This is a genomic window from Dactylosporangium sp. NPDC050588 (assembly GCF_040654975.1).
Taxonomy (GTDB): Bacteria; Actinomycetota; Actinomycetes; order Mycobacteriales; family Micromonosporaceae; genus Dactylosporangium; species Dactylosporangium maewongense.
The window spans coordinates 22,185-34,569 of record NZ_JBFAJA010000040.1 but is presented as its reverse complement, the minus strand read 5'-3'; the positions used below and the strand labels follow the sequence as shown (position 1 = coordinate 34,569).

13 protein-coding genes are annotated in these 12,385 nt (G+C 74.0%); 6 read left to right on the top strand and 7 right to left on the bottom strand.

Going from position 1 to position 12,385, the window contains the following annotated elements; translation table 11 throughout:
- Positions 1–34 precede the first annotated feature (34 nt).
- The 3 genes from AB0I21_RS27065 (at position 35) to AB0I21_RS27055 (ending at position 2,413) form a co-directional block, all read left to right on the top strand.
- Positions 35–424: a hypothetical protein gene (locus AB0I21_RS27065; protein ID WP_360565236.1), complete on the top strand. Its 390-nt coding sequence runs from the start codon at positions 35–37 to the stop codon at positions 422–424.
- Between the two features lie 91 nt (positions 425–515).
- Positions 516–1,922 (top strand): ferric reductase-like transmembrane domain-containing protein, encoded by a 1,407-nt coding sequence (locus tag AB0I21_RS27060; protein WP_360565234.1) that lies wholly within the window; start codon positions 516–518, stop codon positions 1,920–1,922.
- A complete protein-coding gene (locus tag AB0I21_RS27055) occupies positions 1,922–2,413 on the top strand; it encodes an FMN-binding protein (protein WP_360565232.1) in 492 nt (163 codons plus the stop codon). The genes AB0I21_RS27060 and AB0I21_RS27055 overlap by 1 nt, the downstream gene beginning before the upstream one ends.
- Positions 2,414–2,417: 4 nt before the next feature.
- Here AB0I21_RS27055 and AB0I21_RS27050 read toward each other — a convergent pair whose 3' ends face one another.
- Both AB0I21_RS27050 and AB0I21_RS27045 read right to left on the bottom strand, forming a co-directional pair.
- Entirely contained in the window at positions 2,418–2,897 is a 480-nt protein-coding gene (locus AB0I21_RS27050; protein WP_360565230.1) for a GNAT family N-acetyltransferase, read from the bottom strand.
- 12 nt (positions 2,898–2,909) lie between these two features.
- On the bottom strand, positions 2,910–4,973 hold the full coding sequence (locus AB0I21_RS27045; protein WP_360565228.1) for an ATP-binding cassette domain-containing protein: 2,064 nt from the start codon (positions 4,971–4,973) through the stop codon (positions 2,910–2,912).
- 138 nt (positions 4,974–5,111) lie between these two features.
- Between AB0I21_RS27045 and AB0I21_RS27040 the strand changes: the two genes are divergently transcribed.
- Entirely contained in the window at positions 5,112–5,630 is a 519-nt protein-coding gene (locus AB0I21_RS27040) for a type 1 glutamine amidotransferase domain-containing protein (protein WP_360565227.1), read from the top strand.
- A gap of 106 nt (positions 5,631–5,736) precedes the next feature.
- Positions 5,737–6,573, top strand: a complete 837-nt coding sequence (locus AB0I21_RS27035; protein WP_360565225.1) for a hypothetical protein — start codon at positions 5,737–5,739, stop codon at positions 6,571–6,573.
- Positions 6,574–6,623: 50 nt separating this feature from the next.
- Here AB0I21_RS27035 and AB0I21_RS27030 read toward each other — a convergent pair whose 3' ends face one another.
- A complete protein-coding gene (locus AB0I21_RS27030; protein WP_360565223.1) occupies positions 6,624–7,286 on the bottom strand; it encodes an SDR family NAD(P)-dependent oxidoreductase in 663 nt (220 codons plus the stop codon).
- Between the two features lie 58 nt (positions 7,287–7,344).
- Here AB0I21_RS27030 and AB0I21_RS27025 point away from each other — a divergent pair, with 58 nt between their 5' ends.
- Positions 7,345–8,310 carry a membrane dipeptidase gene (locus AB0I21_RS27025; RefSeq protein ID WP_360565221.1) on the top strand — a complete coding sequence of 322 codons (966 nt, stop codon included), beginning with the start codon at positions 7,345–7,347 and terminating at the stop codon, positions 8,308–8,310.
- Between the two features lie 52 nt (positions 8,311–8,362).
- Here AB0I21_RS27025 and AB0I21_RS27020 read toward each other — a convergent pair whose 3' ends face one another.
- From AB0I21_RS27020 to AB0I21_RS27005, 4 genes are all read right to left on the bottom strand, one after another.
- Positions 8,363–8,866, bottom strand: a complete 504-nt coding sequence (locus AB0I21_RS27020; RefSeq protein ID WP_360565220.1) for a flavin reductase family protein — start codon at positions 8,864–8,866, stop codon at positions 8,363–8,365.
- A 102-nt stretch (positions 8,867–8,968) separates the two neighbouring features.
- Positions 8,969–9,937 carry an allantoicase gene (alc, locus tag AB0I21_RS27015; RefSeq protein ID WP_360565218.1) on the bottom strand — a complete coding sequence of 323 codons (969 nt, stop codon included), beginning with the start codon at positions 9,935–9,937 and terminating at the stop codon, positions 8,969–8,971.
- Positions 9,934–11,232, bottom strand: coding sequence for an allantoinase AllB (allB, locus tag AB0I21_RS27010; RefSeq protein WP_360565216.1), 1,299 nt, complete (start codon positions 11,230–11,232; stop codon positions 9,934–9,936). Before allB ends, alc begins: the two co-directional genes overlap by 4 nt.
- Positions 11,229–12,383 (bottom strand): hypothetical protein, encoded by a 1,155-nt coding sequence (locus AB0I21_RS27005; RefSeq protein ID WP_360565214.1) that lies wholly within the window; start codon positions 12,381–12,383, stop codon positions 11,229–11,231. Before AB0I21_RS27005 ends, allB begins: the two co-directional genes overlap by 4 nt.
- Between the last annotated feature and the right edge of the window lie 2 nt (positions 12,384–12,385).

The following is a 12,385-nucleotide window of genomic DNA, read 5'->3' as shown; positions in this document are numbered from 1 at the left end:
GTCGAGGGCCTCGGCGGTCCGGCCCGCGGACCGGGTGTCGTTCCTGCGGCAGGACGCGACGGCCGCGGCGGGCGACTACGCCCTCGTCACGATCTTCGAGGCGCTGCACGACATGGGCGACCCGGCCGGGGTGCTGCGGACCGTGCGGGGCCTGCTCGCGCCGGGCAGAGCGGTGCTCGTCGCCGACGAGCGGGTGGCCGACGAGTTCACCGCGCCGGCGGGTGAGATCGAGCGGCTGCAGTACGCGTTCAGCGTCCTGCACTGCCTGCCGGCGACGATGGCGGAGGATCCGGTGGAGGCGGCCGGGACCGCGCTGCGCGCGCCGACGGTGGCCCGGTGGGCGGCGCAGGCCGGCCTGTCGTGCACGGTGCTGCCGATCGAGCACGACTTCTGGCGCTTCTACCGGCTGTCCGTTCTGGACTGAGTCCAGTGTGGACGGCCCTTGGATTAGGGCCGCTTTAAAAGCACCTGAAGGGTTTGGCCGCCGGCCCGCGCGATTGGTAAGACCGTCCCCGGTGGACATTCAAGGGGCACTACGAGAGCCGGTTCCAGGGGCGGTCATCCCGCGTGAGTTCCGCCGGCCGTACCGGCGCCGGCGCTCCGTCGACGCGTGGCGGGCGGTGACGATCGCCGCGTTCTGGCTGGGGCTGGTGGCGACGCTGCTGCCGTGGTGGTGGAACACGCCCGCCGGGTTCCTGCGCGACCCGGCGACGTCGCTGACGGCGGTGGGGCGGATCACCGGGCTCGTCGCGGGCTACGTCCTGCTGGTGCAGGTGCTGCTGATGTCCCGGGTCGCCTGGCTGGACCGCTGGCTGGGCGCCCGGGACCTGCTGCACTGGCACCGCGACCTCGGCGTGTTCGTCGTGGCCGCGGTGCTCGCCCACGCCGCGTTCACCGTCCTGGGCTACGCGAAGCTCGAACGTGTCGGGCCCGCCCGCGAGGTCGTCCGGTTGCTCACGGTCGACAAGTACACCGGGATGCTCGGCGCGTTCGTCGGCACCGGGCTGCTCGTGGCGCTCGCGGTCCTGGCGCTGCCGCTGCTGCGGCGCCGCATGTCCTACGAGGTCTGGCACCTGCTGCACCTCACGTCCTACCTGGTGCTGGTGCTCTCGGTCGGGCACCAGTTCGCGGTCGGGCAGGAGATGTCGGCGCCCGGCTTCTCGCGCGCCTTCTCGCTGGCGCTGTGGTGCGCGGTCGTCGGCGCGGTCCTCTGGGGGCGGTTGTTCGCTCCCGTACGGATGAACCTGCGGCACCGCTTCCGGGTGCGGTCCGTCGTGCTCGAAGGCCCCGACATGATCTCCATCTACATCGGCGGCGACCGGCTGCCGGAGCTGCGGGTCCGCGCCGGCCAGTTCTTCCGCTGGCGGTTCCTCGACGACCGCAACTGGTGGCAGGCACACCCGTTCTCGATGTCGGCGGCCCCGAACGACGACTGGCTGCGGCTGACCGTGAAGGTCGTCGGCGACCACACCGCCGGCCTGCGCCGGCTGCGGCCCGGCACGCGCGTCTTCGTGGAGGGCCCCAGCGGCGACTTCACCGCCGACCGCCGCCGGCAGGCCCGTGCGCTGCTCATCGCCGGTGGCAGCGGCATCGGCCCGATCAGGGCGCTGCTGGAGGAGCTCCCGCCGCGGACGGTCGTGCTGTACCGGGCGCGCAACGCCGGCGAGCTGGTCTTCCGGGAGGAGCTGTCGCTGCTCGCCGAGGCGCGCGACGCGCAGGTCTGGTACGTCACCGGCGGCCGCGACGACCCCGGCCCGCGGCGCGCGTTCAGCCCGCGCGGGCTGCTCGAGCTGGTGCCGGACCTGACCCGCCGCGACGTGTACCTGTGCGGGTCGGCCGGTCTCGTCGACGCGTCCGTGGTGGCGCTGCGCCGGACCGGGGTGCCGGCCCGCCAGATCCACCTCGACCCGTTCGAGTTCTGATGCGACGCATCGGCTTCGCCGTCCTCGGCACCGGCGTGGTGACCGCGCTCCTGGTCGCGGTGAAGGCCCAGCTCCCGGCCGTGGTCCCGGTCCCGCCGGCCGCCGCCACCCGTCCGTCCGGCCCTTCCACGGCGCACGCCCCGGCCGTCGCCTCCCAGCCCGCGCCGGGTGTCCGTGTCGTGGACCCGTCCCGGATGATGGACGGCTCCCATCTCGGCGCGGTCTTCACCAACCCGTTCGGGCCCGTCCAGGTCCGCGCCGACGTCCGCGGCGGCCGCCTCGTCGACGTGGTCACGGTGCGCCTCCCGACGGCCGCGGCCCGCGGCATCGAGATCGGCATGCGCGCGGCACCGGTACTGCGTGAGCAGGCCCTCGAACGCCAGAGCGCCGACCTCGACACGGTCTCGGGCGCCACCTACACCAGCGACGGCTACCGGCGCTCGCTGCAGTCCGCCCTCGACGCCGCCCGCACCGGGCGGCCCGCCGCCTGACCGGTCAGAGGGCGATCACCATCGACGGGTGGTCCACGTCGCGGAAGCCGAACCCGCGGTAGAGGTCGTAGCCCTCCTCGGAGGCGTGCAGCTGCGCCCGGACGACCCCGTTGTCCCGGAACCAGCCGAGCAGGGCCGCCACGCACGCCTTGGAGAAGCCGCGGCGCCGGTATCCGTCGTCGGTGGAGACGTTGAAGACGTAGCCGCTCAGGCCGGTCGGGTTCAACGGGGAGCCGAGCCGCTCGTCGATGACGCCGACCGCGCACGCCGCCAGCCGTCCCGGTTCGCCGGGCCGGTCGACCACGAACGCCGCGGTCCGGGCGTCGTCGCCGGGCAGCCGCCGCCGCAACGAGCTTGCGGCCTGCTCGGCCCAGTCCCCCGGCTCGAGCACCACACCGTCCATCGCCTGGAACATCACCATCCGCAGCCGGACCAGCTCGCCGGCGTCGGCCGCGGTGGCCCTGCGGGCTTGCACCTCGATCACGCCGCGAAGGTATCAAGCGGCCGTGTACCCCGTCGCCTGCAATGCGAACAGCTCCGCGTACGTGCCGCCGGCGGCGAGCAGGTCGAGGTGGGCGCCGTGCTCGACGACGCGCCCCTCGTGCAGGACGTAGATGTGGTCGGCGTGGCGGACGTTGGCGAGGCGGTGCGTGATGAGCACCGTGATCCGGTCGGGCGCGCCGGCCCGCAGCGCCGCGAACAGCGCGTGCTCGGCCCTCGCGTCCAGCGCCGCGGACGGCTCGTCGCAGATGAGCACCGGCGCGTCGCGGTAGAACGCCCGCGCGGCGGCGAGGCGCTGCCACTGGCCGCCGGACAGGTCCTGCCCACCGGCGAAGTTGCGCGACAGCAGCGTGTCGTAGCCGGCCGGCAGCCCGGCGATCATGTCGTGGGCGCCGGCCTTGCGCGCGGCGGCCTCGACCAGCCCGTCGTGCGTCTTCTCGCGCAGCCCGTCGCCCGGCTCGTCGCGCGGCTCGTCGTGCGTGCCGTCGTTCGTGCCGTCGCGCGGGCCGTCGCGCGGGCCGTCGTTCGTGCCGTCGCGCGGGCCGTCGTTCGTGCCGTCGCGTGGGCCGTCGTTCGTGCCGAGCAGGATGTTGCGTTCCGCGGTGAACGGCCAGTGCCAGTACTCCTGGCTGACCATCGCCACGTGCCGCCACGCGTCCTCGGGGTCCACGGTGGACAGCGGCGTGCCGTCCCACGACACGGTGCCGCTGTCCGGGTGGTACAGCCCGGCGATGAGCCGCGCGAGGCTGGTCTTGCCGGAGCCGTTCTCCCCGACGAGCGCGATCGTCTGTCCGCGGTGGACGGTCAGGTTCGCGCCGAGGACCGCGGGCGCGTCGGTCTCCGCGTAGTGCAGGGTGGCGTCGCGGACCTCGATGCTCGCCGGCGCCCGCACGGTCGCCTCCCTGGTCACGGGCGGCATCCGCTCGCCGGCGCGGGCCAGGAAGTCGGTGTAGTCGTTGAAGTACAGCCCTTCCTCGTAGACGCGGTTGACGTTGGTGACGGCGAGCGCGAGCGCGTTGCGGGCCGCCTGCAGCGCGAGCACCGCGGTGCCCGCCGCGGCGAGCGGCAGCCGGTGGTCGACGAGGAGCGCGCCGAGCGCCACGTACACCCCGAACGTCGCGACGCCGGAGAACACGCCGCCGACGAGCCGGGTCATCGTCTGGCGCCGGACGACCTCCAGCTCCGTCCTCGTCTCCGCGCCGGCCATGATGTCGTACTCGCGCAGGAGGAACGGCCGCATCGTGAACGCGCGCAGCTCCGCGGCCGTGGCCCGGTTCGCCATCAGGTCGGACAGCATCCACAGCCGGCGCCGGCGGCTGGTGCGCGCGTGGTTGCTGAGGTAGGCGAGGCGGGCCGCCCGCACCGCCGCCCACGCGGCCGGGACGCTGGCCAGCAGCAGCGCGCCGAGCAGCACGGGGTGCAGCAGCGCGAGGGTGACCGCGGTCGCGGCGAGCCCGGCGAGGCCGGCGGTGAGGTCGATCGCGCCGCGGGTCAGGAACTGCACCGCGAGCGACCCGCGGTTGCGGGCGCGTTCCATCTCGTCGGAGAACCCGGCGTCGTCGAACGCGGCCAGCTTGACCTGCGTCGTCAGCTCGAACAGCCGCCGCTCCGCGGTCGTGAGCACCTGCGGCTCGAGGCGCGCCTGCGCCCAGCCGGCGATGATCGACAGTCCGCTCCGCACGAAGGTCGCGGCGGCGACGACGACCAGCGACGGCACCGCCGCCCGGACCCGGTCCAGGGTCGGACCCGCGGCGAACAGCGCCTGCAGGACCCCTCGCGTCGCGAGCAGCCCGAACGCGGTCGCGACCCCGGCGAGCAGGTTGAGCGCCAGCGCGGCCACGGTGTCGCGGCGGTTGGCCTGCCACGCGATCGCGACCGCCTGCCGGAGGACCGCCGGAAGACGCCGCGCCATCGCGCTGAACCGCACGCTGGCCAGGGCCACGCTGTGCGACTCCCACCACGACGCCTTGAGCTCCGGCAGCTGCGAGCTGCCGGAAGGGCCTGACGCCCGGGAGCTGCCGGAAGGGCGTGACAACCCGGTGACCGTCGCCTTGGCCATCGACCCTCCTCGACGTCTCGGTTCGAAGATAGCGGCGTCCCGGCGCCACGGGTGAGCCGTCACACGCTTGGGTGGTCGCGCAGCGGGTAGGCAACAGGGGAACGTGACACAGCGCGACACAGAAGGAGGACATCGACGATGAATGTCGCATTTCTGGTTGCCAAGGAGGGCATCGAGCAGGTCGAGCTCACGGAGCCGTGGAAGGCCGTCGAACACGCGGGTCACACGCCGCGCCTGGTCTCACCCGAGCCGGGCCGGGTGCAGGCATACCACCACCTGGACAAGGCCGACGCGTTCGACGTCGACGTGACCGCGGCCGACGCCCGCGCCGACGACTACGCCGCCCTCGTCCTACCCGGCGGCGTCGGCAACGGTGATCTGTTGCGCTGGCAGCGGCCCGCCGTCGACCTCGTGAAGGACTTCGTCGCGTCGGGCAAGCCCGTCGCCGTGATCTGCCACGGTGGCTGGGTCCTCATCGAGGCCGGCGGCGTCGGCGGCCGCCGCGTGACGTCGTGGCCTTCGATGCAGACCGACTTCCGCAACGCCGGCGCCACGTGGGTCGACGAGGAGGTCGTCGTGGACGGCCCGCTCATCAGCAGCCGCAAGCCCGACGACCTGCCTGCGTTCTGCAAGGAGCTGGTCGAGGCCCTGGCCTGACCACCACCGGCGAGGCCCCGGCCTGACGACCACCCGGCCGGGGCCTCGGCATGACCACCACCCCAGCCGGGCCTTGGCATGACAACCAGCCCAGCCGGGCCTCGGCATGACGGCGCTGCTCGCTGTGCACGACCGCAACCCCGAGGTGCTGCACGTGGTCGGCTGGCTCGGCCACGAGCCGGCGACCCTCATCCTCTGGGACCACGCGCTGCACGGGGACTGGGACGCGCAGTGCAGCGCGGTGCTCGGCCTCCTCCACCTCAGGTGCGACGGCATCGACGTGGCCGCGGAGCTGCGCCGGCACGAGGGCCGCGGGCTGTTTCCCGAGCTGCTGCCCGCCCTCGCCGTGAAGACCGGCGACCCGTCCTGGGCGCGGCGGCTCCTCGACTGGGGGACGGCCGGCGCCTCGACCGACTGCAACGGCGGGCTGCTCCTCGGCCTGGCGCTGCTCGGCGGCGCCGGCCGGGACGCGTTCGACCGCGCGCTGTGGAGTCCCGGATGGGAGACGTGGTCGGGCTCGACGGGGACGGTCCGCTGGGCGGCGCGCGGCGTCCTCGCCGCCGGGTGGGGCGTCACCGGGCTGCGGTCCCGCTTCGACGCGCACGTCAGCGTCGCGACCGACCCCGCCGACCGCACCAACGCCGTCCTCGTCCTCGCCGGCGTCGTGGACCGCTGGCTCGACGACGAGTGGCCCGGCCTGCGCGCGGCCGTGGCGCCGCCGGAGACGAGGGAACAGGCGTTCCGGCTGCGGTTCGAGGGCGAACGGGCGCTGGACCGCCTCGCCGAGCGGCTGGTCGACGAGGCCCGGGACGGCGGCCGCACCGAGGTCGAGCCGGGACTGCCACTCCGGTTCGTCCTGCGGCAGGTGCACGACCTGCGCCGCCGCCTCGAAGGCGCCGTCCACCACGAGGCGGACCTCGACGCCCGGACCGGCACCCCCTGACGCCGCCCATGACGCCACCGCGCGGCGCCGGCACGGGCGGTGCGGCACGGTCACCGCTTCAGGGTGCTCCGCGTGATCATCCGCAGGGCCCGGGCGGCGACGGACATCCTTCTCGGGTAGGACACCACGGGCCGGCGGGTGCGGACGGCCTGCATGAGCACGTCCACCGCACGGTCGACGCTGACCAGCATCGGCTTCGCGGCACCCTTGGCCATCTTCGTGTCGACGAACCCGAACCTGACCGCGGTGACCGCCACGCCGCGCGGGCGCAGCGCCGCCGACAGGCCGAGCAGGTAGGAGGTCAGGCCGGCCTTCGAGGCGGCGTACCCGGGCGCGTCGGCGGAGATGAGCACGTCGGCGAGGCTCGACAGCCCGATGACATGACCGCGGCCGGCCGCGAGCATGCCCGGCACGACCGCCTCGACGGTCCGGGCCGCGCCGATCAGGTTCACCTGGAGCGCCCTCGTCTGCGCCGCGAGGTCCGCGGGGTCGAGCATCTCGCCGACGCCGGCCGCGTACACGCACAGGTCCACCGGGCCGATCCCGGCGAGCACCGCGGGGAACTCGTCCGAGGTGACGTCCACGACGTGCTGCACGACGCCGTCCCGCGGGCTGCGTGACATGCCGGTGACGCTCCACCCCTCGGCGACGAGGCGCTGCGTGAGCGCGAGTCCGATCCCGTCACTGTTGCCGACCACGAGGGCACGCTTCACCCGGCGAGCGTAACCACGCCCCTCGGTGGCGGCCAAGACATGCAGGTAGCGTGCCCGTATGACGGTTGATCGGCTGCTGTGGGAGCAGCACACCTGCCTGCCGCTGTCGGCGCGGGCACGGGTCGGCGACCTGCGGCGCTACCGGAGGCCGGGCGGGACGTTCGCGTCGGTCAACGTCGGGTACGCACCGCACAGCGCCGACGAGGTCCGCACGTTCCTTGCGGCGTTCCGGGCCGGGGTGGCACTCGAGGAGGACATGGTGCTGGGCGAGTCGGTCGCCGACATCGACCTGGTGCACCGGGACGGCGGGATCGCCGTCGCGTTCGACCTGGAGGACTCGGGGCCGCTCGAAGGGGACCTCGGGCGCGTCCGGGAGTTCTTCGACCTGGGCGTGCGGACCATGCTGCCGACCTACAACCTGCGCAACGCGGCCGGGTCGGGCTGTCTCGACGAGGTGGACGAGGGGCTGACCGCGTACGGCCGCGACCTCGTCCGGGAGATGAACGCCGTCGGCATGGTCGTGGACGGGTCGCACTGCAGCATCCGGACGGGCCTCGACCTGGCGGAGGTGACGCAGCGGCCGATGGTGTACAGCCACTCGTCCATGCGGGCCGTGTGGGACCACCCCCGCAACGTGACCGACGAGCAGGCCAGGGCGTGCGCCGCGACCGGCGGGGTCATCGGCATCACCGGCGTCGGGATCTTCCTCGGACCGAACGACGCGTCCGTCGAAGCGCTCGTCCGGCACATCGACTACGCCGTGGAGCTGGTAGGACCCGACCACGTCGGCGTCGCAAGCGACTTCGCGTTCGATCACGAGGACCTCGTCCAGGAGATGACGACCAACCCGGAGCTGTTCCCGGAGAGCTACACGCGATGGGGCCCGATCGAGCTCATGCCGCCGGAGGGCCTGCTCCAGGTCGAGGCGGCGCTGGAGGCGAGGGGCTACCCGGCGGACGCCGTGACCGCCGTCCTGGGCGGCAACTTCCGCCGCGTCGCCACCGAGGTCTGGTCCGCCCCGTAGCCGGCCGGCCGGGGTCGGAAGGGTGAGGTCAGGCGGGCGACCGGGCCACGGGTCAGCGGTCGAGGGCCAGGTAGCTGCCGTCGTGGTACACGAGCGGCGTCGCGGTGGCGTCGGCGTGGTGGGCGGCGTGGACCGGGGACGCCACGACGATCACGTGGTCGCCGGCCTCGACGTGGTTGACGACCTCGCAGATGAGGACCGCCAGCACGCCGTCCAGCAGGGGGACGCCGTCGGGGCCTGAGGTCCAGGTGCCGCCGGCCGCGGCATACGTCGCGTAGCGGTCGGCACCCCTGGCGGCGAACGTGCGGGCCACGGGCTCCTGCCCGGCGGTGAGGACGTGCACGCCGACCAGGCCGGCGCCGCGGACGATCGGCCACGCCGAGGCGGCCTTGGCGACGCAGAAGGAGACCAGCGGCGGGTCCAGTGAGACGGACGTGAAGGACGTCGCCGTGAAACCGGTCGGCGGGGATCCCGGCGCGGTGACGACGACCACCGCGGCCGCGTGGCGGCGCAGGACGCGGCGGAACAGCCCGGAGTCGATCGCGGTAGCGGTCACCCGTCCTCCTGTCACATCCGCCGCCCGGAAGCCCTGCCCCGAACCCACTGCCCGGAAGTCAGGGGAACCTTACCCGTGGGTACCAGATGCAACCATCAGGCGTCAGAGGGTCTCGCCGAAGAGGCGGAGGCGGGCCATGCCGCCGTCGGGGAAGACGTCGAGGCGGACGTGGGTGGCGGGGACGGTGCTGTCGAGGCGGAAGCGGTGCCTGGTGTCGGGCTGCAGGTCGACCCGGGGCAGCAGGTCGAACCAGGCGGAGTCCGACGAGGGGTCCGACGAGGGGTCCAGGGTGCCGCGGAGCGTGGCGGCGGCGGGGGCGTTGCCCTTGAAGTGGGTGGTGTCGAGCTCGGCCAGGCGGATGGTGCCCCGCGCGGCCAGGCGGACGAGGACCCAGTCGTTGCCGTCGTCGCGGCGGCGGGCCGTCTCCCAGCCGTCCCCCATGACGCGCGCGTGACCGGGCAGGATGAGGTTGTTGGCGGAGCCGTAGAAGCGGTTGCTGCAGTCCACGACGAGACCGCCGAGCTCCAGGGCCGCGAGGTCGACCGTCATGCCGTGCAGCAGCGCCGGGTCGGGGTCGACGACACCGTGCACGCGGAGGCGGGCGACACCGCCGTCGGGGAAGATGTTGAGCCGCACGTGGGTGACCCGGCGGTGGTCGGTGACCTCGAAGAGGTTGCGCGTGTCGCCCCGCACCGCCGACCTGCCGACGAGGGGGAACCAGCCGGTCAGCGCGGCGGGCGCGGGATGCCCGGGGACCTCGCAGCCCTCGACCGAGACGTGCGGCGGGTAGTTGCCGGTGAAGTGGGCGGTGTCGACGACGACGCCGTGCACCGCGCCGGGGGCGCCGAGGCGCACCACGGCCCAGTCGTGCAGGTCCGGCCCCAGGGTGCGGCGCCGGCGGGTCTCCCAGCCGTCGTAGACCTTCCCTTTGGGGCCGAACGTCCACGTCTCGAACGTGGACGGCTCCGGGTTGACGAGGTTGTCGCGGGCGGCGAAGAACTCGTCGTTGGCGTCGACCACGCCGCCGCCGAGCAGCCGCGACGCCAGGTCCGGCAGGTCCGTGAAGGTCATCGATCCTCCGAGCGCCGCAGCAGCGTTCCGTGTGGAGTGTCGCCGACCGGCACGCCGCGCAGCCAGGTGGTGTGGACGACCCCGCGCAGCGCGGCGCCGGCGTAGGGCGTCACGGGGTGCCGGTGGTGCAGGGCGGTCGCGTCGACGACGAACGGCTCGTCGGGGGCGAAGGCGACCAGGTCGGCGTCGGCGCCCACCGCGATGCGCCCCTTGCGGGTCAGGCCCACGAGGTCGGCGGGTCCCAGCGCCATCCAGCGCACCACGTCGGCGAGGGTGAAGCCGCGGTCCTGCGCCTCGGTCCAGACGGCGCTGAGGCCGACCTGCAGCGAGGCGATGCCACCCCACGCGGCCGCGAAGTCGCCGCTCTCCCGGCGTTTGAGGTCTGGTGTACTGGGTGAGTGGTCGGACACGACGACCGTGATGGTGCCGTCCGCGAGGCCCGCCCACAGCCCGTCCTGGTTCACGGCGTCACGGATCGGCGGGCAGCACTTGAACTCGGTGGCCCCGTCGGGGACGGCGTGCGCGTCGAGGGTGAGGTAGTGCGGGCAGGTCTCGGCGGTGACCCGGACCCCGCCGGCGGCGGCCTCGCGCAGCAACGGCAGCGCGTCGGCGGCCGACAGGTGCAGGATGTGCACCCGCACGCCCGCGGCGGCGGCGACGGACAGAGCGGTGCCGACGGCGGCGACCTCGGCCACCGGTGGCCGGGAGGCGAGGAAGTCGGGGTAGGCGCGGGACGCGAGCGTGTCGCGCAGGTGCCCGGGGTCCTCGGCGTGCACGACGAAGAGCGCGTCGACGCTCGCGAACGCGGCGGCGAGGCCGTCGCGGTCCAGGGGCGGAAACTCGGGGACGCCCGAGTCGGCGAGGAAGCTCTTGAAGCCGAAGACCCCGGCGTCGTGCAGCGCGGGCAGCTGGCCGGCGTTGCCGGGGATGGCGCCGCCCCAGAAGCCGACGTCGACCCAGCACTTGCCGGTCGCGGCGGCCTGCTTCTCGCGCAGCGCGGCGACGGTCGTCGTCGGGGGCAGCGAGTTGAGAGGCATGTCGATGATGGTGGTGACGCCGCCGGCGGCCGCGGCGCGGGTGGCGGTGGCGAACCCTTCCCACTCGGTGCGGCCGGGCTCGTTGACGTGCACGTGGGTGTCGACGAGGCCCGGCAGGAGGACGAGGTCGCCGAGGTCCTCGTCGCAGTCGGCGTCCACGGGACCGAGGTCGGCGATCCGTCCGTCGTGGACGGTGACGGTCGCCGGGCGCGGGCCGTCCGGGAGATACACCTGCCGCGAGCGCAGCGTGAACGTCACAGGGCCACCAACTCCTCGATCGTCCGCCCCACGGAGGGCGCCGACAGTGCTCCGCAGTGGACACCGCGGAGCAGGAAACGGGCGATGGCCCGGGCCGTGGCGGGCTCGTCGAGGATGCCGCTGTCACGGCGGGACAGGTAGGCGTCGAGGCGCCGGCGGGCCTCGGGCAGGCCGTCGAGGTAGAAGCCGAACGTGGCCGCGTAGCGGGTCGGCAGCTGCGCCGGGTGCAGGTCCCAGCCCTGGTGGATGCCGCGTTCGAGGCTGCGGCGCACCAGCCGGGCGTGCACCCGCCACGCGGCGTGCACGGCGGCGGTGTCGCCGACGGGGAGGATGTTGGTGGAGCCGTCGGCGACGTGGACGCCGGCAGCGGACGCCGCCGCCACCTGCATGACCGCCTTCGCGTGGTCGGCGACGGGGTGGTCGAGGGCCTGCTGCGCGGGCGCGACACCGAGGGCGGTGCTGTAGTCGTACGTGCCGTAGTGCAGCCCGGTGAGCCGCCCGCGCGCGGCGAGGATCATCCGCGGCAGCGGCGACGTGCCGTCCGGGCCGAGGACCGCCTGCGGGGTCTCGACCTGCAGCTCGAAGCGCAGCCGCCCCTCCTCCAGCCCGTGTGCGTGCTCCAGCTGGCGGCACAGCAGGACCGCGGTGTCGACGTTCGCGACCGAGGTGGGTTTCGGGATCGTGACGACGAACTCCGGCGGCGGCGGGCCGAGCGCGGACAGGAACAGGTCGAGGGTGCGTGCGGCGCGCCGCACGGTCGCCGGTTCGAGGCTCTTGACCCGCAGCCCGCTGAACGGCACGGCACAGGCGCGCAGGGCGGCGCCCGCCGCGAGGGCGTGCTCGTCCTCGACGGAGGAAGGGCGCGCGCCGTAGCCGTCCTCGAAGTCGACGCGCAGGTCCTCGACCGGTTCGCCGGCGAGCTTCGTCCGTACCATGTCCACAATGGACTCGGAGAAGTCCGGGAGTCCGTGCTCCTCCAGGGTGGCCAGCGCGAGCGCTCCCCAGTCGCGGACCGTGGTGGCGCTGAACCGGTCGGCGGGCACGTAGCAGGTGTGCACGGGGCGGCGGGCCACCGGCGCGGGCGGCGGTGTGTCGCCGGCGTGCTCGGCGCTCGCGAGCAGCTCTTCGAGGTCGAGGTCGGTGAGTCCCATGC